Origin of the sequence: Brevibacillus sp. NL20B1, from assembly GCF_018195675.1 — a bacterium.
GTDB lineage: Bacteria > Bacillota > Bacilli > Brevibacillales > Brevibacillaceae > Brevibacillus > Brevibacillus aydinogluensis.
In genome coordinates this window covers 15,474-41,161 of sequence record NZ_JAGTPT010000014.1, presented here as the reverse complement: position 1 = coordinate 41,161, position 25,688 = coordinate 15,474, and the positions used below count along the sequence as shown (strand labels likewise).

The window sequence follows — 25,688 nt, the reverse complement described above, 5'->3', positions numbered from 1 at the left end:
ATACGCAGCCCCTGCTCCGGTTTTTTCGACCGGACGCAGGGGTTTTCCCGTTTTCCTCAGCCCGAACGGCTGCGGCAGAATGTTTTGTATACAAATTAAGAAGCAAATTTCCTGGAGGAGTGAAGCAGCGTGAACGAACGAAGATGGCGGATGGGCGTTCTCGTCATCGTCTGGATGGCGTTTTTGTTTTCCTTTGTGGACAGGCTTTCCTGGCCGCCGATCATCCCGCTCGCATCCAAGGAGCTGGGGCTGAGCAAGGCGGAGGCGGGCAGCTACATGACCGCCTTTTACATCGGGTACGTGATCACCCAACTGCCGGGCGGACTCTTGACCGACCGGTTCGGCTACCGGAAAGTGCTGCTCAGCTCGTTTTTTGTCATGGGCGTGTTTACTGCGTCGATGGGCCTGATTCACGATTTTGCGGCGGGTTTCGCGCTGCGCGTGCTGGCCGGTCTGGGATCAGGCGCCGTCTTTTCCGCCTGTGTCCGGGCGATTTTTGACTGGTTTCCGGCGAAAGGGCGGGGAACGGCGATGGGCTTTTTCATGACCGCCTCTTCGCTGGGGGTCTCCGTCGTCAACATGTTTGTCCCGGCTGTGGCCAATGCCTACGGCTGGCAGACGTCGTTTCTGGTGGCGGGGCTGCTGCCGCTGTTCGGACTGGCGGCGGGGTATGTGATCCTGCGGGAAAACACGCCGACAGCCGCCCGGCGTGCGCAGGCGCCATCCTCTCTCGACTTCTGGAAAAACGTGGGGCGCCTGTTTCAAAACCGCAACCTGATGATCACCGGCTTTTCCGGCTTCTGCGCCATGTGGGCCACCTGGGGAACGGCTACCTGGGCCAACACCTACCTGAACAAAGGGCTGAACCTCTCGCTGGTGGAAGCGGGCGTGATCATGTCGCTGTACGGCATGACCGCGCTCCTGTGCAAACCGGTCATCGGCATCCTGGCCGACGTGCTGAAGGTGCAGCGCAGGACCCTGCTCTTTATCGTCCTGGCCCTGTTCGGCCCGGCGCTGCTCTGGTTCGGCACCACCACCAGTGTCGCGATGTTGTACGCGGCGGCGGCGGTCCTGGGCGTGGCCGCCTTTGTCTACAGCCCGATCATGAACACGTTCATCGGCGAGCTGGTGCCGCCGGAGATGGTGGGAACGGCCACCGGCTTCGTCAATACCATCTGGCAGCTCGGGTCGCTGATCTCGCCGCTGGCGGTGGGGGCCGTTCTGGATGCGACCAACAGCTATGTTTTCGCCTTCCTGGCCTTGGCCGTCGGGCCGATGCTGGGGGCAATCATCATCCTGTTCGTGAAGGAACGACAGCCGTCCGCCGAGGTCGCGCCGGACCAGGCAGAACGGGCGGGGGCGTAAGGGAGCACGGCACTCCCTCGGCCCACCCCCGCACGCATAAAAGGCTCCCCATTTCCGCACGCTAGTACCAAACGTACGGAAGGGAGCCGTTTGTTGTGTTTCCAATCATTGCGTCGATGGAAGAATGGCTGATGTACATGGGCGGGGGACTGGACCGGCTATCCGCCCATTTCGGCGATGAACCGGGAGGGCCTGGTTTTCCGGCCGAACCGCTCGCGGGGGATGCCGACCGCGAGAGAATGGCGGGCCCGCGTGATGGCCACGTATAGGAGGCGCCGCTCTTCCTCCAGGGCGGACGACTCTCCCTTGCGCACGGCGTCCAGCGCGTACTCGTGAGGGAGAGCGCCTTCCACCAGGTCGGGCAGGAACACGTGGTCGAATTCCAGTCCTTTGGCCCGGTGAATGCTGAGAACGTGAACACCTTCCTCCGGGAGTGGCCGCTCATGGCGCCACTCCTTTTCCCGTTCCGCCATGCGTTCCACATGGCGCAAAAACTCGGCGACGGTGGCGTGCCGCCTGGCCGCGGCCAAAAGCTGCTGCAGTTCGTCGCTCCAGCGCTCCCGGCTGTCCTCCCGGTCCTTGGCCCGCTTTTTCAGGTAGTCCCGCAGCCGGCCGTCCTCGTAAATCAGCTCCAGCGCCTGGGCGGGCGGACATTCCCGGCAGGCGGCGAGGATGTCGGTCACGGTTTGCAGGTGCTTGCGCTGGTAGACTTTCCACTGCGGCAGGCGGGGCAGCACGTGCAGGACCGGCAGATCCTCCAGAATGGCCTGGCTGCGCACCGCGTTCCACATCTCCTGGGAAATGTAGAGGGTAGGGAGAATCTCCCGCAGCGCGTCGGCATCGTCCGGGTCCAGCGCAAGCCGCAAATAGCCCAGCGTCCAGCGAACGGCCTGCCGCTGGTAAAAGGAGTCCTCCTCCTGCGTGTAGTGAAACGGGATGCCCGCTTCGCTCAGCCGCTCCAGGATCGGCCGGGCCGACTCGCTGGTGCGGTAGAGGATGGCGCACTCGCCGGGCGGGGTCCCCTGCTCGATCCGGTGGCAGATCTCGTCCACGATCCGCGAGGCCTGTTCTTCCTCGTCGTCCGGCTCAAACAGATAGGTTTCCCCTTCCTCGCTGTGAAACGACAGGCAGTCTTTTTTCCAGCGCGCCCGGTTATGGCCGATCAATGAGTAGCCCAGCCCGACGATGGCGGAGCGGGAGCGGTAGTTCACTTCCAGCGTAATCGTTTGGGCCTGGGGATAATCGCGGGTAAAACCAAGTATGTACTGCGGATCGCTGCCGCGAAATCCGTAGATCGACTGATCGTCGTCCCCGATGATGCACAGATTGTTTTGCGGCGCTGCAAGCAGCTTGACGGTTTCGTACTGGATGCGGTTGATGTCTTGAAACTCGTCGATCATCACATGCGTGATCCGCTCCTGATAGCGGCGCAGGATCTCCGCATCGTCCCGCAGCATTTCGTAACAGCCGATCAACATGTCGTCAAAGTCAAACCAGCCGAGCGTCCGCTTCGCCTGTTCGTACAGCGGGTACAGCTCGTGTGCCTGCCGCTCCGCGTCGTTTGCCGCTTCCTGCGAGACGGACTGGCCGGGCAGCAGGTATTCGTTTTTCCAGCGGCTAATCACGCCAAACGCGTCTAGCACGTCCTGTTCCTTTTGCCCCAGGAGTTCGGGATGGCTGGCGAGCAGGCCGCTTTCCCTGAGCAGCCGCCACTTTTGCCAATCTTTTTTCAGCAGGCGGCGCTGATCCCAGCGTTCCGGCTGGTGGTACAGCAGCATGCGGTAAAAGATGCCGTGAAACGTGCCGGCGATCAGCTCCCGCGCCTGCTCGCGGGGAAGCTGGCGGGCCAGCCGCTGCCGGATCTCATCCGCCGCCTTGGTGGTAAACGTGACCACCATGATCTGCCGGGGAGGGACGCCTTTGTCCCGGATCAGGTGGGCGGTCCGGGCTGTCATCACGCGCGTCTTGCCGCTGCCCGCCCCTGCCAGGATGAGAAGGGGGCCATCCGTGGTCGTGACAGCCTGCTGCTGGCGGGGATGAAGCGGTTCGTTCTGCTGTTCCGCCAGGTGTTGGATTCGCGTTTTCGGCATCAGCCGTTTGCGAAACAGCGGCGGTTTTGGCGCGGGCGTCACGCTGCTGCCGCCGATCGTCCGCTGTTTGGGCAGGCGAAAGGAGCCGACCCGCACCGATTCGCCGTCTTCTTCTTCCACCGTGGCGGCGTTCGCCTGACGCGGGTTGGCATCACGCGGAGCGGGATCGGCCGCAGCTGCGACAGCGGCCGCCAGCTCGGGACTGGCAGCCAGCCGCTCGTGCACCGCATCGTCACTTCCTTTGCAGGCACAATCGCTGTCCGCGGGATGGAGAAAGCGGGGTTCCGCACTGATTCCCGCCATCAGACTGAGATGCGAACCGCAGACGGGGCAGCGCACTTTTCCCTGGCGAGCGGCCAGCCGCCAGGCGGGGATGCGAGGGTATGTCTCGGGTGTTAGCAGGATGACCTGGTCGTCTAGCTGCGCGATTTTCATGGCGACACCTCGTACGGAATGCGGCGTGTGATACGGCAGACTTACCGCGCTGACACGCCTGTGAATGGTAACATCGGATGATGGAAACGGGGGCTGTCGGTCTTGTACCGCCGACAGCCGGAAAGAAGAAGTGCCCCCTGCGGGCAGGGGACACTTCAGCGTGTAGACAAAGTCCGTGGCGCATGGATGATCGGGCCCGCTCGCTCGCTTGACGCCCAGCAAAGAAGCGGATGAAGTCCGCTCCAAAACGCGACGCGGGCAGGGGGCAAACATCTGGGTGTTTCGCTGAAGTGAGACTTGTGTCCCCTGTTTATCCCCGCGTCTTCGTTTTTCCGCTGAGCCGGTCGTCAAAGGAGCTCGCTTGGCCCATCACTCCATGCGATGTACTTTATCTCCACCTTCGGTTGATCAATGTGCAGGCCTTTCGGCTTGACACCGATGGAAAGATCGTTCCTGCAGTTTGTCTTCAGTCTTTGTCTATACGTCACGACTGTGCGGGTAAAAGAACGGTCTCGTCGCTCTCTGTCGGTGGTGCGTTTTCGCCCACGTAGGTGATGCTCACCCGCGTGATGCGGTGGTTTTCCAGCTCGGTGATGGTGAAGAGGTAGTCCTGCAAGCGGACCGACTTGCCTTCCGCCACATCTTCGTTCAACTGGCTGTAGAGCCAGCCGGCAATCGTGTCTACCTCGTCGGAGTGCATCTCCACGGGGATTATGTCATTCAGCTCAGAGAGCAGCATCTTCCCGGAGACGGACCATTCGTTGTTGTTGGAACTTTCAATATCGGGACGTTCGTTTTCGTCAAATTCGTCCTGAATGTCGCCCACAATCTCTTCCAGAATGTCTTCCATGGTAATCAGTCCGGCGGTGCCGCCGTACTCGTCGATGACGATTGCCATCTGCGAACGGCGTTTCTGCATCAGCCGCAGCACGTGGCTGATTTCCATGGACTCCGGCACGGTCAAAAGCGGGCGGAGAAAATCCTTCAGCTCCGCTTTCCCATAGGTGAGAGCCGACAGGTAAAAATCAGAGGTGTGGACAAACCCAATCAGTCGGTCCTTGTCCTCGTGGGCCACCGGAAACCGGGAGTGTCTTGACTGGCGCATGATTTCCAGGTTCTCCTCAAACGTGTTGTCATCGTAGAGGCAGACCATGTCAATCCGCGGGATCATGATTTCCCGGGCCAGACGCTCGGAAAACGCAAAGACGTTGTCCACCAGTGCCAATTCGGTCTGGTCGATGTGGCCGCTTTTATGGCTCTGGTTGACGAGCAGGCGAATCTCTTCTTCCGTATGGGCGGAGTCGTGTTCCGCCGCGGGCTCGATGCCCAGCCGCCGGATGAAGAAGTTGGCCGTGCCGTTCAGCAGCCAGATCAGCGGATAGCTGAGCTTGTAAAAGAACATCAGCGGCGCTGCTGTCCAGAGGGAGGTAGTTTCCGCTCTCTGGATCGCCAGCGACTTGGGAGCAAGCTCCCCGAAAATAATGTGCAGGAAGGTAATGAACCCAAAGGCGATCGCCAGCGATATGGGCGTTGCCAGGGATTGTGGCAGGTTTAAAGAAACCAAAACGGGTTCGACAAAATGGGCGACGGCCGGTTCACCTACCCACCCCAGTCCCAGCGATGCCAGCGTAATGCCAAGCTGACACGCGGACAGATAGGCGTCCAACTGGCGGGTCACCTTTTGCGCGTAGGCGGCGCGCTTGTTTCCCTCGCTTGCCAGTTGGGCCAGACGGGTTTGGCGCACTTTCACCAGCGAGAATTCTGCTGCGACAAAAAAGGCATTCAAAAAAACCAGAAAGCCGACGAGCAGCAGATTCAACACAATCTCCCCTATCGGACCTATCGGACTCTCCAATAATGTCTCCCCTCTCGCATCCGCTAGCGCTTTTGCGACAGCAGGAGAATTCACCTCCACTTGTTATTGTCAGATGATGTTTGTACGAACGCCCTACGGCCAACATTCGCACCTATCCTGTTACTGGATAGTATACCAGCAGAAAAAGCGAAGAGTCAAAACCATCCGATTTGTGCCGGCACATCAGCACAATTGCCATACATACCCGCACCCGCTCTGACATAGAGTTAAGCGAAACCCTGTCCGGGGAGGAGAAGCGTGTGTACTGGCTGCAAAAAAGCGTGGCAATCCTGGCGGGCAGCGTGCTGGTCGCCGTGGGCGTCAACCTGTTTCTCGTTCCGCACCAGCTGATGGATGGGGGCATGATCGGCCTGGGGCTGTTGGCCACGTACTACCTGCACGTGCCCCCGGGACTGGTGATGATTCTGGTCAGCCTGCCCGTTTACGCACTCGTCTTCGCCTTCGACCGCAGCCTGTTTGCCCACAGCTTTCACGGTATGCTGATCTCTTCTTTTTTCATTGATGTCTTTTCGCCACTGCGGTCCTGGAACGTCTGGTCGACGCCAGCCTCGGCCGTCTGGGGCGGCGCGCTGATCGGCTCCGGCATCGGACTGATGCTGGCGTACAAGACCAACACGGGAGGCACCGACCTGTTGGCCCAGTTTGTGGCGAGGCGGTACGGACTGCCTGTGGCGCTCCTGATTCTCTGCATCGACGGACTGATCGTCGCCGGTTCGCTGCCGGCGATCGGATGGGAACGCACCGTCTTTTCCCTGATCACGATTGTCGCCGTCGCGTCCTGCACCCATGTCTTCAGCGGCATTCGCCGCAGGCCGGCGCCGTACGTCGTAATCGGGCCGATCGGAAGGGATGGGGGAGGCGCGTGGAGAAAATAAGCAAAAAGCCAGACAAGAAAAGAGGGAACGCCTGTGGCTTCACATATGCCTGAAATGATTACCGATCGGATCGGCTACTTTCCCGGCAGCGTCAACATCGGCCTCGTTCTGGGAAAAAGCGGCGCCATCCTGATCGATTCCGGATTGGACACGCAGACCGCGAAGAAAATCAAAAAAGGGCTGGAGGCACTGCCCCAGCCGCTGTCTGCCATCGTTCAGACCCATGCCCATGCCGATCATTTCGGCGGCAATGCCTACCTGCTCACCTGCTGGCCGGAGGCGGTCGTATACGCTCCGCCGCTGGAGGAGGCGATCATCCGCTACCCGCAGTTGGAACCGATCTACCTCGGGATGGGGGCCCAACCGCTGGCGGAGTTGTGCAACAAGTTTTTGCTGGCGGAAGCCTCCCGGGTGGACCGCCTCCTGCCGGTGGATGGCGGGCTGGACATCGACGGCGTCCGCTTTGAGGTCATCGCCTTGCCGGGACACAGTTGGCAGCAGGTGGGTCTGGTGTGCGATGGCATCTGCTTTGCCGCCGACAGCTTTTTCGGCGAGGAGACACTGAAAAAGCACAAGCTGCCGTTTCTCGTCGATGCGCATGAGACTCTGCGCAGTCTGGTGAAGCTGCTGGAATCCGGCTATCGCGGCTACCTGCCGGGCCACGGTCCCTACACCACCGCCCCGGAAGCGATCCTGACGAAAAACATTCACTGGCACCGCCGCCTGTACGACGTGATTGAAGAGCTGCTGGCGGAGGAGAGAACGCTGGAACAAACACTGGCCTTGCTGTGTGAACGCTTGCAGATATCCATCGAAAACGCCACGAGCTACGTGCTGTACCGGACCGCGCTGATGGGCTACCTGATTGGACTGATGAAGGAAGAGCGCGTGGGTTATCGCTTCGCCGCCAATCAATGGCTGTGGAGCCGAAAAGTGAGCGATCAGCGCTGAGCAGCGGGATGGGACAAGTAGTCCGCGATTTCGGCCAGCTTGTGCTCGGCGGCTTCGCGGATCTCTTTCGGAATCACGAACTGGTCATCGTCCGTCGTGTGCATGTAAAACTTCGCTTCCAGATAAGGGTGGCCCAATTTGACGGTCAATTCTCCCTTGCCGGTGGTAGTGCTGGTGTAGTTGGTCGGAATGCGGAGAAAATACGAAGTGCTGGTGGCTGAGTCGTAGATGACGACATCGTAGGTAGGGGGGCTGTCGCCGCCGGAACGGTGAAATCCTTGCTGCCGGAGCATTTTGTCGACATAAGACAGCGGCCGAACAACACCGGTCAGGTTTTTGCTTTTTAACCGCATGGACATCCTCCTTGGCTACCACTCAAAATTGTGTGTTGCCTAATCATATGTGGAGGAGCGGCGATTCAGACTTACAAACAGGAGAAACCAGAAGGAGTGGAACATCACGTGAAACAAGCCGATCTGCATACCCATACACGCGCATCCGACGGCACCTGCGAGCCTGCGGAAAACGTCCGTCTCGCCGCCGAAGCCGGACTGGCCGCCGTCGCCATCACCGACCACGACACCGTCGCGGGGATTTCCGCTGCACTGGAAGCGGCCGCGGGGCGGAACATCGAGGTCATCCCCGGCGTGGAGATAAGCTCTGCGGCCAACGGACAGGACATCCACGTGCTCGGCTATTTCATCCCGTACGACGACGAGGCGTTTCAGGAAAAGCTGCGCGGGCTGCGCGAGACCCGGCACGAGCGCAACAAGCTGATGATCGCCCGTCTGCGCGAGTTGGGCATCCCGATCACCCTGGAGAGCGTCTACCGGCGAAAGAAGGGGGAGGACAAAAACATCGGCCGGCCCCACATCGCCGAAGAGCTGGTGGAACTGGGCGTGGTCGGCTCCATCGACGAAGCATTTGCCAAGTACCTGGGCCGCGAGGGAGCCGCCTACGTGAACCCTCCGCGCATCACGCCCCAGGAGGCAATCACGCTGATCAAGGAAGCCGGCGGTGCCGCCGTGCTCGCCCATCCCGGCCTGTACGACGACGATGACCTGGTGCAGGAACTGATCGCCTTTGGCCTGGACGGCATCGAAGTATGGCACCCGGACAACGACGCGGCCGAACGGGAGCGGTATCGCACTTGGGCTGAGCAACACGGCCTGGTCATGACCGGCGGCTCCGACTTCCACGGCTGGCGCGGCGAAGAGCCGTTTCACGCCATGCTGGGTACGCACACCGCACCGGTCTCCGCAGTGGAACGGCTGCGGGAGATTGCGGCGATGCGGAAGCGGTAACACTGCACAGTGAAACCCCGCGTCCGATGAGGACTGCGGGGTTGTTTTTTACACTTATTTCGTATCCAGCTTCTTTACCATGGCAATGTGCTCAATGCCGGCTTCGTCAAACACGTCACCGTGCGCCTGGTAGCCGAGCTTTTCGTAAAAGCGTTGGGCGTGGGTCTGGGCGTTCAGTTTGAGGCTGTGGTAGCCAAGACGGCGGGCGGCTTGCTCCACGGCCAGCATCAGTTCCCGGCCCAGGCCGGTGCCCCGCTCGCTTTTCACCACGGCAACCCGCTCCACTTTGCCCACACCGGGAGCATACGGCCGCAAACGGCTTGCTCCCACGGGCGTCTCCCCCGCGTAGGCGACGAAGTGAACGGTCCCTGTGTCCGGCCGGTCATGCTCGTCAATCTCCAGCTCTTCCGGCACCTGCTGCTCCTCGACAAACACGGCCCGCCGCACCGACAGGGCATCGTTCATCTGCTTGTCAGACTGGACGGTCTCGATTTGGTACACCTGGTTCATCGTCACGCTTCCTTTCGCTCTGCGCCGAAGTTCTCTTTTCACAAGCCGTGAAGGGGGCTGCGCTCAAACGCCCGCTTGCTATCCCGCCCGCGAGAATAATCGCCTCACGGTTATTTTTTCAAGTGGAACGTTTGGTATACGCTCCAGGTGCCGTCCTCCAGCGGACGAATCAAGTGGAAGCTGTCAATCTCCGAGGTCAGGTCGATCTTGTGCATGCTCAGCTGGCTGGTCACGTCGCGCAGCTCGTCGTTGGACAGATCGCGCCCGATGGTCAGATGAGGCACGTAGGCGTATGTTTCCGGAGTATTGACACATTTCTTCACAATCTTTTCGTGCAGGGCCACAAACGGCTCCTTGTTTTGCACGGCAATGTAGATCACGTTGCTGGTCGGGTGAAACGTCGAGATGCGGTGGAAATGAGCGGTAAAGCTATCTGTCGACTGGGCAACCTGTTCGAGGTGGCTCACGAGATTAGGCAGGCGGTCTTCTTCCAGCTCAAACGCCTCTTTCAGTCGGATGTACGGCGGGATCAAATCAAAGGTCGGGTCGTAACGTTTCCGGTATGAGTTGGCGATCTCTTGCACCTGGCTGGATGGGAATACGACGATACTGTATTTCATATGGAACCCCTCCTTCTTCACGTTTTTGAACATGCCATCATATCCACTTATTTTAACAGAAAATTCGCCATTTGTGTAATGTTATGCGTCAACCCGTATATTCCTTCGACGATGGGACAGACTGTTAACAGCAAGGAGGTGTCCCAATAATCATGAAAACAGCCATGATGATTACCTTTATGTTCCTCGTTTTGTTTTTGTTGGCGCTGCTCACCTTTACAATCATTACCGTCATCCGCAAAGCGGAATTCGAAGAGGCGCTCGTCTCGCCAGGAAAGGAAGACGGCACGCAAAAAGAACGGCCACGGTAAGTTTACCCAAACAGCGCGCGCAGCATGCGCGGCAGGTTGGCCTGCCAATATCCCCACGTGTGGTCACCCGCAAAGGTCTCATAAGCCAGGGTGACCCCTTTTGTTTGCAGGATGTCGCGCAGTCGTTCGTTGGCCGCGAGCAGGTTGAGCGTCCCGCGCGACGTTTCCACCGCCGTTTCTTCCGTTCCCACTTCCAGGTAGACGTGCAGGGAAGCGGGCAGCTCCGCTTCGGCGACACGCCGGTTCAGCGCCTCGTCCATCGCGGCAGACTGGCAGGCCACCTGGCCAAACGTGTGCGGATACGCCAACGCCGTAAACAGTGACACGACGCCGCCCAACGACTCGCCCAGCAGCGTTCGCGCCTGCCCCAGCGGGTGAGTGGAGTAGTGACGGTCCACATACCCAACGGCCTCGACAGCCAAAAAGCGCCGGTAGGCCAGATGCTCATCACCGTCCGGATGGTAACGCGCGTACCGCCGGGACTTGTCCACCGGCAGGAACACAGCAATAAGGTCAGGGATTTCTTTTTCCCGGTGGAGCTGTTCCAGAAGCGTCGCCAGCCGGCCCAGCGACAGGTAATCCTCGCCGTCCTGCACGTACAGCACGGGATAGGAGTAGAGCGGGGAGTACCGCTCAGGGGTATAGATGAGGAGATGTTCCGTTGTTCCCAGGAAGTTGCTCGTCAGTGTGATTTCATTCAGCGGCACAGGGATGTCCTCCTTTTCGTGGCTGCGTTCATTATACCGAAAGCCAAGGGGACAGGGAAATCGTTTTCATAACTGAGGGAGGGGCGACCCGCCCGGCCATGTTTTCCCAACTCCTCCATCGGACAAAAAACCTTTCCAGCCGAAAGATTGTCGCAATTCTGCCAGCGTATGATACTATGATAAAAAGTGACTTCACTCAATCGTGGAAGGGGTTGTCTCAATGAAGAAGCACGTACACAGCAGCGAAGTCAGAAATGCCGCCCTGACACGCCTGGCAGAGCGCGGCGTCACGGTAGAGGATATTGCCGAAATCGTCTATCTGATGCAGTCGCCGTACCATCCCGACCTGACCATGGAACCCTGCATCGAGAGCGTAAAAGCCGTTTTGGAAAAAAGGGAAATGCAGCACGCCATCCTCGTCGGCGTGGAATTGGATACATTGGCGGAAAAAGGCATGCTGTCCGAGCCGCTTCAAACCCTCATCGCGACAGACGAAGGCCTGTTCGGCTGCGATGAGACCCTTGCGCTCGGCTCCGTGTTTGGCTACGGCAGCATCGCCGTCACCACCTTTGGCCACCTGGACAAACACAAGGTCGGCGTCATCCAACGCCTGGACACCAAACGCTCCGGCCGCGTCCACACCTTCCTGGACGACCTCGTCGCCAGCATCGCCGCCAACGCCTCCAGCCGCATGGCCCACCGCCTGCGTGACGAGCAGGAAGAGCAAGCCAAACAGGCCGAGATCCGGATTGCGGAACAGAAAGCGGATCAGGCTGGGTGAAAAAGGGGGGCGGACAGCTCCCGGGTCAGCTTTCGCGAAATGCTGAAACATTTGGGAAATGCGGTCTCATTTGAGCAGTACGGTCTCATTCAGGCAGAGATGATGCAGAAGCATTACCGGAAAACCAAGCGAGAACAGGGCCATTCTCTTGCACGTGAAGCTGGCAGAGAATGGTTCTTTCTATGCCGGTAAAATTTTTTACAGGAATTTTGATTTTTTCTCTTGAAATCGAAAAAGAAATCAGGTATATTAAATCATGTGATCGGCGTCCGGTACGATTCGGGCCCTTAGCTCAGTTGGTCAGAGCGGTCGGCTCATAACCGATTGGTCGTAGGTTCGAGTCCTACAGGGCCCACCATGAGACAGACGATTGTAAAAGTTACATAACATGATCCGGTAGCTCAGTTGGGAGAGCACCATCTTGACAGGGTGGGGGTCGCTGGTTCGAACCCAGTCCGGATCACCATACATAAGTAGATGAAACCCTTGAGAAATCAAGGGTTTTTTGATTTTTTTCGTTTTGTGGTCCAAAAGAGCTACTGATCCCCGTCCTTAGGACAGTGATCAAAACATCTTACCAGATATCCTTTCTCAAGATTAACATACCCCAAGCTAGTCCAAGAATTTCCCTCTTTCAATTGCCCGATGTTATGATGAGAAAAAATCATGTAGTACGAGCTTTCCTTCGCAATCTCCAAAAAACTTTCGGAACTGATTGGTATTTTAAAGAGAACTTCTTTTTTATACGTTGGGCTGATCAATGCCACGTTCTTGGTCACAAGGCCCTATATACTTTAATTTTTATGAGATGATTATATTGCTGAAGCATCATCGGGGTCAGATTATACATTCTACCTTGCTTAAGGTAGGGATGATATTGTATTTCGTTAGATATAGGTATAAAGAGTTGCTGCATTAATTTTTTGTTTATCCTCATACAGCCATATTGACTAAAGGCGTTGCATGTAGACAAGTGAGATTACTGAAAACATGTATCTATTTCATTTCTTGTTAAGAACTCAATGGAACCTCCTTAAGAGGAGGTTCTTTAATATTGTCGATTTTGTTCGATAATACATGTAGGAATAAGGAACTAATTGGAGAAAATTTATAGTGACACTCGGTCATAGCTAGGGGGTATCTGTATGGCACGAAAATATTATTATAGTACTATTGTGACGAATAGTTACTTAGGCGTATATAAGGAAATAAAAGGGGCCACCAAGGCAGAGGTTCAATTTAAGGCGGAAGAACAATTACGAAAATGGAAAGAAAGGGAATTAAAAGAGAGAGAACGAGCTGCAATAGCTGACCTTAAAAGCCAGGCGGAATTTGATACCTTACAGGCACAAAAGTTGATTGAGGATTACAAAAATATTCTCAAATCTACTTTGAGAGTAGATGATAAGCTAAACTGGGAGGCATTAAAAGAGAAGAACGAGTATGAAGATATCGAAAAAAGTCCGAAATTTGATAATATATTGAATGAATTAAATGTGCCCAAGGAAAATCGGATCCTTGAATTCTTTTTCAAATCAAAGAAAGAAGCCCGACTTAAAAAAGTAGATGAGGCAAAAACTTTGTTCGAGACCAGATTGAAAGAATATGAAAAAAGAAAAGAAGAGTTTTTAGCTAAACAGAAAGAACAAAACGAATTGATTGATCAGTTTAAAACCGATTTCGAATTAGGACATGGAGATGCAATCGAAAAGTATGTTTATATGGTACTCGAACGCTCTACATATCCTGAAGGATTAGAAAGAGATTATGAAGTTCAGTATGAACCGATAAGTGGTACCATCATTATTTCCTTTGAATTACCATCACAAGAATCCGTACCCAAAGTTATTCAATACAAGTATGTTGCTTCTCGCAAAGCTATCGATCGTGTCGAAATGAAAAAGAAAGAATTTGAGATTTACTACGAAAATGTTCTATATCAAATTTGCCTTCGAACCATTCATGAGGTCTTTGAATCTGTTTACATCAATGCCGTAAAATCGGTTGTTTTTAACGGGTGGATAAGTGGTGTTGATCCGAAAACAGGCAATGACTTTCGTTCTTGTATAATGTCCTGTCAGGCATCTCGAGAAGAGTTCGAAGCATTAAATCTTGAAAGGGTCGATCCCAAAGAATGTTTCCGAAACTTAAAAGGAATTTCCGCTGGCCCATTAGCACACCTAGCCCCGGTAAGACCCATTCTTGATATAAAGAAAGAGGATTCAAGGTTCGTTGAATCCAGAGATGTTCTAGCTGGTCTAAACGCTGAAACGAATCTTGCGACCATGGACTGGGAGGATTTTGAACACCTAGTTAGAGAATTATTTGCCAGGGTGTTTTCCAAAGACGGTGCAGAAGTAAAGGTGACACAAGCGAGTCGTGATGGGGGAGTCGACGCAATAGCTTTTGATCCGGATCCGATAAGAGGTGGAAAATTTGTAATCCAGGCGAAACGGTATAATAACGTGGTTCCTGTTTCAGCCGTCAGGGATCTTTATGGGACTTTAATGGCGGAAGGGGCTACAAAAGGTATATTAGTTACAACCAGTTACTTTGGGAATGACTCTAGAGAGTTTGCAAAAGATAAGCCGATTACCTTGATAGACGGTTCAAACTTAGTTTACATGTTCCAAGAATTTGGTTATAACGTAACCATTCAGCTTCAAAGGTAGATTCCCTTTTCTCACTCAAATTGGTTGATGGTGTGTATTACATCGATAGGACATTAGGAAAGGCACTGTCCTTCCCCTTATCGTGCTACGCGAAGTCGGGGAATAAATGGAGTGATGGGGGCCGAGACGAGCTCCTCTAACGACTTCCTCAGCGGAGAAGCGCAGGACGTGAGGAAGACAGGGGGCACAAGTCTGACTTCTTCGAAATACCCACATGTTGGCCCTCCTGCCCGTTCCGCGTTTTGGAGCGGACGCTACCCACTCCTTCGCTGGTCATCAAGAGAGCGAGCGGAAACCATCACACATAACACCGCGGACTTTGTCTACAGACTGTAACCCCTGGGAACGCAGGGGGTTTTTTTCTGGCCCGGCGGAAAAATCAGGGAGAAGCTGACAATCATTGCGAACTGCCTTTATGATCTTTATAATCTTTCTGTTGGAAATACGGAAGTGCGTAAACCTCCAGGCGGGAAGAGGGACATGATGAGTATGGGGAAGCGTCTGCTTTTTTTTGTGTGTAAACTGATGTTGTTTGCCGCATTTGTGGGATTGTGCGTGTTCTTCTTGGATCTGAAGGCGATAAACAGACAGCTCCTCACATTGCTTCACCATCCGTTTACGCTTGCGGGGATGGCGCTCCTCTACGGGATGGCCTTTTGTCTCAGAGCGTTTGCCTGGAAATGGTATGTGAATAAGGATGTCGCGTTTTCTGTCTTTTTGTATGCGCAATTCTACAGTTTGTTCATCAATCACGTTTTGCCCGTCAAGGCAGGGGACGCCGTGCGAATTGGATTGCTGGCGAAAGAAAAGGATGTGCAGTGGGATGAATCCCTGCATTCTGTCGTGGTGATGCGATCGCTTGATCTGTTGGTACTGGCGGCATATGCGGGGATCGGCGTCTTCTGGATGGGGCTCGCATACGCGTGGACGACTCTGTTTCTGGTCGCTGGTATCGGGGCAGCAGGTCTGGTTGTTTTGCTCCGCTGGGGGATGAAAAAGCCCTTGCTGAAAAAACATGTGCAGATCGTCAAAACAGCCTTTACGGGCCCCAAAGGATGGTTCATCTGTGCGGCGATTGCTGCCAGCTGGGGGCTGGAAGCGTTTGTTGTGCTGGGAGTGACGAATGCCTTGTCCATCGATCTTTCCGTACTGAAAGGTCTCTGGGTAAACAGCATGACGATCGCAGGGCAGCTGTTTCATTTTACGCCTGGCGGGTTGGGTACGTATGAGAGTGTCATGACGTTTTCGCTGGTGACTGCTGGTGTGGGCTGGCAGCAAGCATACGAGGTGGCATTGCTGACGCACGGATGGAAGTTTGCCTTTTCCTATCTGGCAGGGCTGTGGGCGTGGATCGCTCTCCCCATACCATGGAGCGAATTGAGAAGTTGGATCAGCAAGAATCGGAACAGAGGTGAGAGCAATGGATAAGGTTGCCGTGTTGGGAGCGGGTTATGTCGGATTGACAACAGCGGTCGGCCTTTCTGCTTTTGGATGGCCTGTCGTTTGTACCGATGTGGACAAGGAGAAGATCGAATCGCTGAACAAAGGGCAGGTTCCTTTCTTCGAACCGGGACTGGAAGAATGGATGGCCCAGAGTATGCAGAAGGGACTGTTGACGTTTACACCCGATGCTTCCATTGCAATTCGATCCGCTGATGTCATTTTTGTCGCGGTGGGAACCCCCAGTCTCCCTGATGGCAGCGTCGAACTGTCCGACCTGTTCGCAGCCGTGTCCACCATCAGCGAACACATGACGGAAGACAAACTGATCGTGATCAAGAGCACAGTCCCGCCGGGCACGACCCAGCGAGTGAAGGAATTTCTCGGGGAACGGCTGGCGGGCATTTGTTCTTTTGAGGTGGCGACCAACCCTGAATTTTTGCGGGAGGGATCGGCCATCGCCGACTTTATGCGGCCTGATCGCGTTGTGATCGGGACGGATCGCTCTGCTCCAATCGAGCGGTTGCAGCGGATCTATCAGCCGTTGATTGAACGCGAGGTACCGTTTATCTATACCAACTTTCAGACAGCAGAGATGATCAAATACAGCGCAAACAGCTTTCTGGCGATGAAGGTAGCGTTTATCAATGAGATTTCCAGAGTGTGTGATCTGGTCGGTGCAGATGTCTTGACAATCGCTCGGGCGATTGGCCAGGACCCTCGTATTGGTCCGGCTTATCTTCAACCGGGTCCTGGTTACGGGGGCTCCTGCCTGCCAAAGGACACGGCAGCCTTTGCGCACTTTTTCCGCGAGAGGGGGATGCCCCTGCCGATCATCGAAGCAGTGATGGAGAGCAACCGCATGCAGCATCGCTACGCTGTCCAGAAGATCAGCGATTATTACAACACCCTGGACGGCATCAAACTTGGCGTGCTGGGAACAGCCTTCAAAGGGGGAACCAGCGACATGCGTCAATCCCCGGCAATTCCCATCATCAACCAACTGCTGCAGTTGGGGACAGAACTGACGCTGTATGATCCGCAGGCGCTGGATGAGGCCAGGCAGCTGTGGGGAGATGCGTGTCTCTACGCCGAAGACGAGTACGAAGCAGCGGCCGGCCAGGACGGAATCGTAATCGTCACAGATTGGCCATCGTTTCGCCAACTTGATTTGGACAGAGTAGCTCAGGCCTTGTCGCGCAAGGTTATGTTTGATTTTCGCTCTCTTTATCAACGAGCGAAACTGGAGCAGATGGGGTTCGATTATATAGCGATTGGCCGATAATTTTTTCTTTGCTAATTGACAACGAGTCTCATTATCTTTACAATGAGTTTTGCTGAGAGTGATAATGATTATCAATAAAACGCACCTTAGGGGGACCTCGTAACATGAAACCGGTAAAAGTTCTTTCCACGACTGCTTTGGTCATGAGCCTGCTGCTTGCTGGATGCGGTGACAAGCCTGCGGCGCAGCCTCAAGACAATGCGCAGACCCAAACGACACAACAACCGGCTGCGCAAGAGGAGGCCAGGAAATCTGCGGTTGCTGATCTTGTCGGTGCAACCAAAGAACTGGTAGGAGTCTTGAAAGCAGAACAAGTGGATTGGGACAAAGCGATCAAACTGTACGACGAAAAATTAAAATCTCATGTTCAATCCATGGATGAAGCGAACAGTGCACAAGTAAATGAACAAATCACTGCTGCTTTGAACGCAGGCAAGGACGGTCAGCTGCCGGCAAAAGTTGTTGCCCAGATCGGCGATAAATTGCTGCAAAAAGTAGCGTTCCTTTCCATTCGCAACGAGTTCAAGGGAGCAAATGATCAATTCGCCAACAAAGACGAAGCGAAAAAAGAATTGGGCGAAGCAAAAGAATATTATAACGGCGTGCTGAAAGCGATGATCGAGAAGCGCGACAATGCGTATGAAACACAACTCGTCAGCGCAATTGACGCTGGTTTTGCCGAGATGGAAGGCGCCATTGAAAAAGGCGACAATCTCGCGTTTAACCTTGGCAAGCAAGTCGTCGACAAATCCATCATGAAAGCATTCTACCTGGCATCGGGCGCTGAAAAAGGATACGCCTACAAGATTGAGAAACTGGTGAAAGAAGGCAAGGCGGATGACGCGAGAGTAGGTCAGGCAGAAGGCTGGGCGTTCTTCCAATCTCTGCAATCTTACCTGGAGAAACACGACAAAGAAGATGCGGATTTCATTAACAGCCAGTTCGATCTCTCCAACGACGTGAAAAACGTCAAAGGCGACACAATCAATCAAGCGTATGTGCGCGCGATTGCGAAGACAGCCAAGAGTGAATATGAAGCGTCTGTTGAAAACTGGGGCAACGACAAGGCAGCAATCACCGCGCTCGAAGGAGCTCTGTTCATCGATATGATCAAGACGGATCTGCCGAAGGCTCTCGGCAGTGCGGAGAAAGCGGATGCCCTCCAGAAACTTGCGCAGCAGTATCTTGACGCCGTAAAAGCTCAGGACAAGGCAAAAGCAGATGAGAGTTTCAAACAGATCAAGCCTGTGCTCGACTTGCTTGAAAAATACGGGAAATAATGTAACAGAATAAGAAAAGTGGATTTGCAGGGGGGCTGGGTAATGTCTTATGCACGTAAGTTCATGTCCTCCCTCTTTGCTTTGTTATTGGCGGTGTTTACGCTTGTGCCGCATGCGGCGTTCGCGTATTCATACGGCAATCCAAACGAAGAGGCTGTGGCGGAGAACTACAAACAAGTCGTGGCAAAACTGAATCAAACGCCGGCTGACTACGCAGGAGCTTCCAAGACCTTTGAGAGCATCAAACAGGAACTGGACATGCACATGGGGCCGGAGCCGAGTCAGGCGATCACGCAAGCGTTGCTGGCGCAGGATAAACAGGCTGCAATCAGTGCGTACCAGAAGACGCTTGTGTTAAACGTTGCAAGGCGCCTGGAAAGCGCGGAGAAGGAATTCGCCAACTATCAGCAGAGCAAACTGCTGCTTGCCAAAGCGTTGGCTACCTATGATGCCCTTTCCCCTGTCATCAAGGGAAAAGATGCGGCATTGGATCAGAAAGTACGGGAAAGTTTTGATCTGACACTGCAGGCGTTGGGGAATCCCGGGCTGTTCGGGGTTGGCGTGAAGGAACCGGATCAGCAGGCGTTCATCACTCACAAGGATGAGATCTTGCAAAGCCTTCAGACATTTTTCAACATGCCTGAATTGAAAGTGGGGCATTTCACACCTGGGCAAGGTCCGGGAAATGAAGTGGGGAACGATACCTCCACCATAACAGACAATCTAAAGAATTGGCTGCCGCTTGTCCTGATCGTGCTCGTGATCTTGTTTATCGTTGTTCGCACGATGCAAAAACGGCGCACATAAGAGATGAATGTCCTGCTTCCGTTTGGAATCGCGTGCTTGGCCTTTGTGATCCGCCTGCCATTTCTGGCACATGGACCGGCTGGCTGGGATGATGTTGACTTCGCCCTTGGCGTGGACAATTACGATCTGTCGCTGATGCAGCCGCATTTTCCCGGCTATCCGGTATACATGTTGGTTGCCATTGGCTTCGCGCGTTTGATCGCGAATCCGTTTTTGGCGCTGTCCCTTTTATCTGCTCTTGCGAACGCTTGCACAGTGTTCCCGCTGTATTCGATTGTCAAGCGGTGCAGCCATCAGCGGACAGCTGTCTGGGTGGCGGTTCTTTGGGCAGTAAACCCGCTTGGTATGGTCTTGGGAACCCAACCGCTTTCGGACAGCTTCGGCAATTTGCTGGCTGTCTGGCTCGTAGCTGCCTCATTGGTCGTGGTTGACCCTGGTTTGGCGGAGAAAAAGCGGGCACTGGTACTGGTGTTCTCGGGAATCCTGCTGGGCTTATTGTACGGCGTGAGGATCTCGTACCTGCCATTGGGAGCCGTGTTTGCCTGGGCATTGTACGTGTACGGCAGGGATACCCGGCGGTACGGCGATGTTGTCAGTGCAATCGTTTCTTCATTATTGGTCAATCTTTTGTGGCTGTACGGATTGGTGCTGAATGTGGGAAGCCTCACAGGTTTCTGGAGGTTGGCAGCAGCATTCACAGAAGGTCATTTTTCCGATTGGGGAGGAGCGTACACAGGAAGCGATGCGGGAGAGCGACTTCTCTATTGGATTGGGCGGCAGTGGTTTGCCGCCGGGCTGGGTGCGCCGTGGAACGAGCAGAACTCATGGTTCAGCTGTCTCATCCTGATTCTTGTTTGTGCGGGAATCACGGGGGGTGGAATAGCGGCAGGAAAGACGCGCTGGTTACAAACAGGGAACAAGGAACACATCGTGTTGCTTTTCCTGTGGATCGTTCCCTATCTCCTCTGGGCCTTTTTTGCCCAGAATGTCGAGAAGCCTCGTCATATCCTGCCATTGATGATTCCATTGATCTGGGGCATTGTCTGGGGCTTGCAGCAGTGGAGGCGGTTCTCCCCCATCTTGTTGACAGCACTGGCCGCAAGTACGGCTGCCGTGGGTGTCATCCAGGTCCGTGAGCAGCCGGTGACGGATTCGCCAATGGCACAACTCGCCCATTATGTGGCACAAGCTGATCGTGGTGAATCGAGTATCATTTATACGTATGAAGAAGAACGCGTCATACGTTACCTTTATCCTTCTGTTACAACTGTCCGGCTCAGGAAGTGGTCCGATTTTCAGGCCTCCATCCTTTCGTATTCCGTGCTGCCCGATCATGTTTATTTGACAGATCGTGTATTGGACGGATTTCACAATGAACAGCTGAAGGAATATGTGAAGGAAGCAGCCCGATTTCGGGGAAATGAGTGGCTCTATCCCACGTACCATGACATCGTCTTGTACGAAGTTCGTCAGGATAAAAGACAAGAGTGGATCAGACTGATCAAGACCGGGCAGCAGCAGGTTCATGACAGCATGCGGAGGTGAACGGGGTGGAATTGCAAGCATTTTTGATTACCTTTCGAGAAGCGCTGGAGGCATTGTTAATCGTCGGAATTATTACCTCGTATCTGAAGCGGGTACATCATCCGGAGTACGTCAAGCACGTCTGGCTCGGCGCATCGCTCGCGATTGTTGCCTCTTTGGGGATGGCACTGCTCTTCCAGGTCGTGCTGGACGGGTTCGCCTCAATGGGTTCCCAGAACTATATGAAAGCAGGGATCATGCTCGTTTCCGGAGTTTTGCTGACCCAAATGGTGTTCTGGATGGCGGAGCAATCCAAGGAAGTCTCCGGCAAGTTGCAGGGAAAATACAGCCAGTTTATTACCACCGGTAATGTCGTCGGCATGGTGGTTCACGCTTTTCTCGTCGTTCTTCGCGAAGGTGTGGAGACCGTCTTTTTCTTCGCCGCGATTACGGGCGGAGACATCGGCAAAGCCATGCAGACATGGGGTTCATTTGCCGGTATCCTTCTGGCTGCTGTCGTGACCTACTTCTTTTTCAAAGGTACGATGCGGATTCAGCTCAAGACGTTCTTCAAGATTACGGGTGTATTTATCGTTTTGATCGCCGCAGGATTATTCGTCCAGGGGTTTTCCATCCTTCAGGACATGCATGTCATCGGCTCTGTGGCGCCGCAATTGTATGATCTGACGTGGTTTATGCCGGAGCATCCCATCGATGAAGAACATTACATCCGGGATCACGGTCAAGAACCGCTCATTTCCGGGCAGGTCGGTATTTTCCTGAAGGCGCTGTTCGGGTACTCGTCCTCACCTTCGCTCGAAGAGTTCTTGATTTATTGGGGATATTTCCTGGTATTGTATTTGCTGCTGCGCGGTCGCGGAGAGCACAAACCTGAACTGCCGCAAGGGAAGACACGTGAACAGACTGTACAGACAAAGGAAGTAAAAGCATGAAGATATTAATTACAGGGGGAGCCGGTTTTATCGGCTCCCATGTCGTGGAAAAACTTCACGATCATCAGGTTCTCATCGTGGATTCACTCGACCCCTACTATGATCCCAAATGGAAAAAGGAGCGCCTGAACAAGCTGTTGAAGTTGCCGCATGTGCAATGGCGCCATGTCGATATCCTTACCTTTTCGGAGTTGGAAAAGGTATTTCATTTTTTTCAGCCTGATCGCGTGATTCACCTCGCTGCCATGCCGGGGGTTCAACCGTCGCTTGTCCATCCTGCCAAGTACGTGGACGTGGATGTGAAGGGGTCGGTTCATGTGCTTTCCCTGGCTGCTCAGTTCGGAGTATCCCGGTTTGTCTTTGCTTCCTCTTCCTCCGTATACGGACCGGCTGTCAATCGTCCTTGCCGGGAGGATGATGAGCTGCGACCTGTCTCGCCTTATGCCGCAGCGAAGGCAGCGGCCGAGATGTACTGCCGCACCTATCAGAGGCTGTATCATCTGCCTGTGACGATCGTTCGCCCGTTTACGGTGTACGGCCCCGAGCAACGACCGGACATGGCTCTCTGGAAATTTGTCATGAAGATGATGAATGGAGAACCGATTACCTTGTACCGGGGCGCAATGGGACGAGACTACACCTATGTGTCAGATATTGCCGACGGCATTGTCCGCGCCTGCTTTCGTCCCCAAGCTGTGAATCGAACCTATAACCTGGGGAATGGGTGCGTGGTTCCGTTGGAGAAACTGGTGGCAGAACTGGAGAAGGCAATAGGCAAACGTGCCGTGATTGAGTGGAGAGACCTTCCTGCTGGCGATGTGCCGCTCACGTGGGCTGACACGACCCGTGCCGAGCAGGAGCTGGAATTTCGGGCACAGGTATCGCTTTCAGAGGGAATCCGGTTGTTTGCTGACTGGTTTTGGGAGGAAGGAGTGAAGAGATGAAGAAGGCTTCCGCAATCGAGGTTGTCATGGCACGATGCTGGAATGTCTTGAACGAAGGCAAGACATTCACGCCCGTGTTTGTGCTTGGCGTTTTTTTGATGTACCACGCGACGGATCTGCAGGCAGCGTCCTTTTTCCATGCTTTTGTATACATGCTGCCTGTTTTTGTGGTGTATTATTTGTTTGATTTTCCGCTTCATCTGCGCTGGTTTTTGTTGGTTCCCCTGCTTGCGGGCGGCATCCTGTTTGGTGTAATGGATGGGAATCTCATCTGGTTTGCGCTTGGTATGTACGTGTTTTTTACGGTCTTTTTCTGGGGAACGCTTTATTATCACCTGCGGATCGGGACCACCTGGTGGAACTTTTTGCGGATATGGCGGCTCTTTTTGATCAACAGTGATTCGACGAGCGGCAATGTACTGGAGCAGGTACCGAAATTCACCCTGCAATTGATCCTGTTTACGGCGCTTTATCAGGCGGAACCGGGGGGAGGAACGGGAGGAAAGGTACTCGTTTTCACGATCATATTGGCCGTTTACGCGTACCTGGTTCATCGTTTCCTGTTTAACTGGAAGCCCAAGGAGTATCCGCATTATGTCACGCCAAATGAGCTTCCTGAAAAACCCCTGGCCAAGCGAGTGGTGATCGTGGTGATTGACGGTTGCCGAAAGGACAAGCTGTATCAGGCGGATGCGCCATTCCTTCATCAACTCATGCGGGAAGGTACAGTTTATGAGACGATGGAGACGATCTATCCAGCCCGGACCGTGACATGCTTCTCCTCCATGTTCACAGGTACGTATCCACGGGAGCACGGTATCCGATCCAACATGGTGTGGAGCCTTGGGGTGAAGGTGGAGAGTATTTTCGATGTGTTGAAGAAGCAAGGGAAAAAAGGCATTCTGTTCGGCTGCGCCCATCTGATTGATGCCTTCGGCGATGACGTGGAGAGTTTCACGGCTGTTTCTCACAACGATATCGTTGACTACAAGATTATGAATCAGGCAAAAGTGATCTATGAACGAGAACAACCGGATCTGTTTATCGTCCAGATGATTGCCGTCGATCAAACGGGGCACAGCCGGGGGGTGCATTACCCCGAATATCTGCAAAAGATTCACGAAGCGGACAAGTTAATCGCAGACTTCCACTCCTGGCTGGGAGAGCGCGGGCTTTTGGATGATACGGCGTTTATTGTCATGGCTGACCACGGACAAGGAAACGGGATTGGCGGACATGGGCATCTCGATGAAGGAGAGCGATTCGTTCCTTTCATGATGCATGGTCCCATGATCAAGCAGGGACAACGAGTAAACGAGTTCCGCAGCATCGTATCTGTCGCTGCCACGATCAGCGCGCTCTTGGGTGTCCCGATTCCAGACCATGCGAGAGGACCAGTATTACACGAAGCGTTTGTACAGGATGGTGGAACACAGCATGAAAAAACTGATCATCGTCATCCCCGCATTTAACGAGGAAGAATCGATTGCCCGTGTGATCGGCAAGGTACCCAGACATTTTCAGCATGATGTCCAGGTGGAAGTGTTGGTGGTAAACGATGGCTCGACGGATCGGACAGAGGAAGTGGCCAAGGCAGCAGGAGTAGAGCACATCCTTCGCTTTTCCACCAATCGGGGATTGGGTGCAGCGGTACGAGCAGGTCTGAAGAAAGCCTATGAATTGGGCGCGGATTTGGCAGTGATGATCGATGCGGACGACGAGTACCCGGCGGACCATATCCCGCGTGTGGTTGCCCCGATTCTTGACGGCCAGGCAGACTATGTATTGGCCTCCCGCTTCATGCGACGGGTCAAAGGCATGAAGCTGCACAGGAGGCTGGGAAACTATTTTTTCACCGCATTGCAGGTCATCCTTTTGCGTCAATGGATCACGGACGGACAGACAGGCTTTCGCGCCTTTTCCCGATCAGTCCTTAGGGACCTGGAGATCATTCACGATTACAATTACGCCCAAGTGATGACGATGAATATTTTGCGTAAGGGATACCGCTTGCGTGAAGTGGATATCCCCTATAAAGTCCGTCAGACCGGGGAGTCATTTATCACCTTCAAAGGGTATGTGACCAACGTATTCCCTGCGATCTGGCGCGAATGGAGAAGGCAATAGCAAACTTGTCGCTCGTCAAACCCTTGAGAAATCAAGGGTTTTTTGCTGTTGTCGATCATTTAACAAAAAACCCCGGGATTAACCAGGGGACGGTTGAGCGGTTGCCGCATCATGGTAATCCGTCATATCAGCGCAAGCCAGTTTATGCTGTTCATAAGGAATTGTGAGGGAAAATGGTTACCCCCTTTATGAACATCCAGCGTGACCGCAAAAAAATCGTTATGAAGTTTGACATACTCCAAAGAAAAAGCGCAAATTCGCCAGCCGCAACGTGAAGTTAACCGTACGACCGTCACAATTGAGTATCGATAAAGTATTTACGAAAACGATCCCGTTGGCTTGTAGAACACAGTAAACGGTGACACGCTGCCAACAGCACATGACCAGCCGTTCTGATCACAGCAACCGCCTCCGCTAGTCCAGGGCCCTCCCCACCATATTGGAGGGGCCATATGCAGCAACTGAGTTTTGGGGATGTTCCTGCAGAAGTTGGAACGCAAAATGAAACAAAAAGCCGTAGAAGCTGTCTTGGCCACGTACTAAGTTGTGCCTCATTTTATGGGGTTTCAAATTGTAAACAAACTTCCTAATTGCCATGTAGACGAGGGAGTTCACATGTGTAATGTAAAGAGGGAACAAAAGGTACCTAACTTCTATAGCAACTGAGCTGCTTAAAGCCGAAAATATATGCGATATGGTTTCTTTTTTCGTGGTTACAGCGTGACTATATGCATACTAGTTTTCGCAAAAACAGTTTTTTGAGATAGGTGATACACCTGTAGGAGCATTGGACCTAACTTTGTTTCAAGCACTAGAGGATTTTCAAAAATA

At 53.9% G+C, this 25,688-nt stretch carries 22 protein-coding genes and 2 tRNA genes; 18 read left to right on the top strand and 6 right to left on the bottom strand.

Annotated features, from left to right (window positions below):
- Window positions 1-129: 129 nt before the first annotated feature.
- Complete coding sequence (locus tag KDN35_RS11225; RefSeq protein WP_212132742.1) at window positions 130-1,365, top strand: MFS transporter; 1,236 nt, start codon at window positions 130-132, stop codon at window positions 1,363-1,365.
- 158 nt (window positions 1,366-1,523) lie between these two features.
- Here the strand turns inward: KDN35_RS11225 and KDN35_RS11220 are convergent, their stop codons facing one another.
- Both KDN35_RS11220 and KDN35_RS11215 read right to left on the bottom strand, forming a co-directional pair.
- Window positions 1,524-3,890 (bottom strand): ATP-dependent helicase, encoded by a 2,367-nt coding sequence (locus KDN35_RS11220; protein WP_212132741.1) that lies wholly within the window; start codon window positions 3,888-3,890, stop codon window positions 1,524-1,526.
- 484 nt (window positions 3,891-4,374) lie between these two features.
- Window positions 4,375-5,745: a hemolysin family protein gene (locus KDN35_RS11215; protein ID WP_171564500.1), complete on the bottom strand. Its 1,371-nt coding sequence runs from the start codon at window positions 5,743-5,745 to the stop codon at window positions 4,375-4,377.
- A 260-nt stretch (window positions 5,746-6,005) separates the two neighbouring features.
- On the opposite strand from KDN35_RS11215, the gene KDN35_RS11210 reads away from it, so the two are divergent.
- Together KDN35_RS11210 and KDN35_RS11205 are read left to right on the top strand one after the other, a co-directional pair.
- A complete protein-coding gene (locus KDN35_RS11210; RefSeq protein WP_212132740.1) occupies window positions 6,006-6,641 on the top strand; it encodes a YitT family protein in 636 nt (211 codons plus the stop codon).
- A 45-nt stretch (window positions 6,642-6,686) separates the two neighbouring features.
- On the top strand, window positions 6,687-7,592 hold the full coding sequence (locus KDN35_RS11205; protein ID WP_481752773.1) for an MBL fold metallo-hydrolase: 906 nt from the start codon (window positions 6,687-6,689) through the stop codon (window positions 7,590-7,592).
- On the opposite strand, the gene KDN35_RS11200 is transcribed toward KDN35_RS11205, so the two are convergent.
- Window positions 7,583-7,945: a YugN family protein gene (locus KDN35_RS11200; protein WP_171564498.1), complete on the bottom strand. Its 363-nt coding sequence runs from the start codon at window positions 7,943-7,945 to the stop codon at window positions 7,583-7,585. The two genes, KDN35_RS11205 and KDN35_RS11200, sit on opposite strands and share 10 nt — an antisense overlap.
- A 108-nt stretch (window positions 7,946-8,053) precedes the next feature.
- On the opposite strand from KDN35_RS11200, the gene KDN35_RS11195 reads away from it, so the two are divergent.
- The gene (locus tag KDN35_RS11195) at window positions 8,054-8,896 is read left to right on the top strand and encodes a PHP domain-containing protein (protein WP_212132739.1); all 843 of its coding nucleotides are present in this window, start codon (window positions 8,054-8,056) and stop codon (window positions 8,894-8,896) included.
- A 54-nt stretch (window positions 8,897-8,950) separates the two neighbouring features.
- Here the strand turns inward: KDN35_RS11195 and KDN35_RS11190 are convergent, their stop codons facing one another.
- A complete protein-coding gene (locus KDN35_RS11190; protein ID WP_171564496.1) occupies window positions 8,951-9,406 on the bottom strand; it encodes a GNAT family N-acetyltransferase in 456 nt (151 codons plus the stop codon).
- Window positions 9,407-9,516: 110 nt separating this feature from the next.
- Window positions 9,517-10,026 carry a 2'-5' RNA ligase family protein gene (locus KDN35_RS11185; protein ID WP_171564495.1) on the bottom strand — a complete coding sequence of 170 codons (510 nt, stop codon included), beginning with the start codon at window positions 10,024-10,026 and terminating at the stop codon, window positions 9,517-9,519.
- Window positions 10,027-10,178: 152 nt separating this feature from the next.
- On the opposite strand from KDN35_RS11185, the gene KDN35_RS11180 reads away from it, so the two are divergent.
- Window positions 10,179-10,337: a hypothetical protein gene (locus KDN35_RS11180; RefSeq protein ID WP_171564494.1), complete on the top strand. Its 159-nt coding sequence runs from the start codon at window positions 10,179-10,181 to the stop codon at window positions 10,335-10,337.
- A gap of 2 nt (window positions 10,338-10,339) precedes the next feature.
- Here KDN35_RS11180 and KDN35_RS11175 read toward each other — a convergent pair whose 3' ends face one another.
- On the bottom strand, window positions 10,340-11,044 hold the full coding sequence (locus KDN35_RS11175; RefSeq protein ID WP_212132738.1) for an alpha/beta hydrolase: 705 nt from the start codon (window positions 11,042-11,044) through the stop codon (window positions 10,340-10,342).
- Between the two features lie 220 nt (window positions 11,045-11,264).
- Here KDN35_RS11175 and KDN35_RS11170 point away from each other — a divergent pair, with 220 nt between their 5' ends.
- The 13 genes from KDN35_RS11170 (at window position 11,265) to KDN35_RS11110 (ending at window position 24,857) form a co-directional block, all read left to right on the top strand.
- Window positions 11,265-11,825: a phosphatidylglycerophosphatase A family protein gene (locus tag KDN35_RS11170; protein ID WP_171564492.1), complete on the top strand. Its 561-nt coding sequence runs from the start codon at window positions 11,265-11,267 to the stop codon at window positions 11,823-11,825.
- 281 nt (window positions 11,826-12,106) lie between these two features.
- Window positions 12,107-12,183: transfer RNA gene (locus KDN35_RS11165), tRNA-Ile, on the top strand.
- A gap of 32 nt (window positions 12,184-12,215) precedes the next feature.
- Window positions 12,216-12,291 (top strand) — tRNA-Val (locus tag KDN35_RS11160).
- A 679-nt stretch (window positions 12,292-12,970) separates the two neighbouring features.
- Window positions 12,971-14,497: a restriction endonuclease gene (locus KDN35_RS11155; RefSeq protein WP_212132737.1), complete on the top strand. Its 1,527-nt coding sequence runs from the start codon at window positions 12,971-12,973 to the stop codon at window positions 14,495-14,497.
- Between the two features lie 480 nt (window positions 14,498-14,977).
- A complete protein-coding gene (locus tag KDN35_RS11150) occupies window positions 14,978-15,925 on the top strand; it encodes a lysylphosphatidylglycerol synthase transmembrane domain-containing protein (RefSeq protein ID WP_349290974.1) in 948 nt (315 codons plus the stop codon).
- A complete protein-coding gene (locus tag KDN35_RS11145) occupies window positions 15,918-17,222 on the top strand; it encodes a UDP-glucose dehydrogenase family protein (RefSeq protein ID WP_212132735.1) in 1,305 nt (434 codons plus the stop codon). Before KDN35_RS11150 ends, KDN35_RS11145 begins: the two co-directional genes overlap by 8 nt.
- 104 nt (window positions 17,223-17,326) lie before the next feature.
- Complete coding sequence (locus KDN35_RS11140) at window positions 17,327-18,502, top strand: hypothetical protein (protein WP_212132734.1); 1,176 nt, start codon at window positions 17,327-17,329, stop codon at window positions 18,500-18,502.
- Between the two features lie 42 nt (window positions 18,503-18,544).
- Window positions 18,545-19,309 (top strand): hypothetical protein, encoded by a 765-nt coding sequence (locus KDN35_RS11135; RefSeq protein WP_249179047.1) that lies wholly within the window; start codon window positions 18,545-18,547, stop codon window positions 19,307-19,309.
- A gap of 3 nt (window positions 19,310-19,312) precedes the next feature.
- A complete protein-coding gene (locus tag KDN35_RS11130) occupies window positions 19,313-20,854 on the top strand; it encodes a glycosyltransferase family 39 protein (protein WP_212132733.1) in 1,542 nt (513 codons plus the stop codon).
- A gap of 5 nt (window positions 20,855-20,859) precedes the next feature.
- Window positions 20,860-21,786, top strand: coding sequence for an FTR1 family iron permease (locus KDN35_RS11125; protein ID WP_212132732.1), 927 nt, complete (start codon window positions 20,860-20,862; stop codon window positions 21,784-21,786).
- Entirely contained in the window at window positions 21,783-22,730 is a 948-nt protein-coding gene (locus tag KDN35_RS11120; protein ID WP_212132731.1) for an NAD-dependent epimerase/dehydratase family protein, read from the top strand. Before KDN35_RS11125 ends, KDN35_RS11120 begins: the two co-directional genes overlap by 4 nt.
- On the top strand, window positions 22,727-24,202 hold the full coding sequence (locus tag KDN35_RS11115) for an alkaline phosphatase family protein (RefSeq protein WP_171564470.1): 1,476 nt from the start codon (window positions 22,727-22,729) through the stop codon (window positions 24,200-24,202). Before KDN35_RS11120 ends, KDN35_RS11115 begins: the two co-directional genes overlap by 4 nt.
- The gene (locus KDN35_RS11110) at window positions 24,168-24,857 is read left to right on the top strand and encodes a glycosyltransferase family 2 protein (protein WP_171564469.1); all 690 of its coding nucleotides are present in this window, start codon (window positions 24,168-24,170) and stop codon (window positions 24,855-24,857) included. The genes KDN35_RS11115 and KDN35_RS11110 overlap by 35 nt, the downstream gene beginning before the upstream one ends.
- Window positions 24,858-25,688 lie beyond the last annotated feature (831 nt).

Excerpts from the sequence above, each read along its gene's own strand:
- KDN35_RS11220 (WP_212132741.1), bottom strand. The coding sequence starts at position 3,890 with ATGAAAATCGCGCAGCTAGACGACCAGGTCATCCTGCTAACACCCGAG.
- KDN35_RS11205 (WP_481752773.1), top strand. The coding sequence starts at position 6,687 with ATGCCTGAAATGATTACCGATCGGATCGGCTACTTTCCCGGCAGCGTC.
- KDN35_RS11200 (WP_171564498.1), bottom strand. The coding sequence starts at position 7,945 with ATGCGGTTAAAAAGCAAAAACCTGACCGGTGTTGTTCGGCCGCTGTCT.
- KDN35_RS11190 (WP_171564496.1), bottom strand. The coding sequence starts at position 9,406 with ATGAACCAGGTGTACCAAATCGAGACCGTCCAGTCTGACAAGCAGATG.
- KDN35_RS11185 (WP_171564495.1), bottom strand. The coding sequence starts at position 10,026 with ATGAAATACAGTATCGTCGTATTCCCATCCAGCCAGGTGCAAGAGATC.
- KDN35_RS11180 (WP_171564494.1), top strand. The coding sequence starts at position 10,179 with ATGAAAACAGCCATGATGATTACCTTTATGTTCCTCGTTTTGTTTTTG.
- KDN35_RS11170 (WP_171564492.1), top strand. The coding sequence starts at position 11,265 with ATGAAGAAGCACGTACACAGCAGCGAAGTCAGAAATGCCGCCCTGACA.
- KDN35_RS11155 (WP_212132737.1), top strand. The coding sequence starts at position 12,971 with ATGGCACGAAAATATTATTATAGTACTATTGTGACGAATAGTTACTTA.
- KDN35_RS11150 (WP_349290974.1), top strand. The coding sequence starts at position 14,978 with ATGATGAGTATGGGGAAGCGTCTGCTTTTTTTTGTGTGTAAACTGATG.
- KDN35_RS11145 (WP_212132735.1), top strand. The coding sequence starts at position 15,918 with ATGGATAAGGTTGCCGTGTTGGGAGCGGGTTATGTCGGATTGACAACA.
- KDN35_RS11140 (WP_212132734.1), top strand. The coding sequence starts at position 17,327 with ATGAAACCGGTAAAAGTTCTTTCCACGACTGCTTTGGTCATGAGCCTG.
- KDN35_RS11135 (WP_249179047.1), top strand. The coding sequence starts at position 18,545 with ATGTCTTATGCACGTAAGTTCATGTCCTCCCTCTTTGCTTTGTTATTG.
- KDN35_RS11130 (WP_212132733.1), top strand. The coding sequence starts at position 19,313 with ATGAATGTCCTGCTTCCGTTTGGAATCGCGTGCTTGGCCTTTGTGATC.
- KDN35_RS11120 (WP_212132731.1), top strand. The coding sequence starts at position 21,783 with ATGAAGATATTAATTACAGGGGGAGCCGGTTTTATCGGCTCCCATGTC.
- KDN35_RS11115 (WP_171564470.1), top strand. The coding sequence starts at position 22,727 with ATGAAGAAGGCTTCCGCAATCGAGGTTGTCATGGCACGATGCTGGAAT.
- KDN35_RS11110 (WP_171564469.1), top strand. The coding sequence starts at position 24,168 with ATGAAAAAACTGATCATCGTCATCCCCGCATTTAACGAGGAAGAATCG.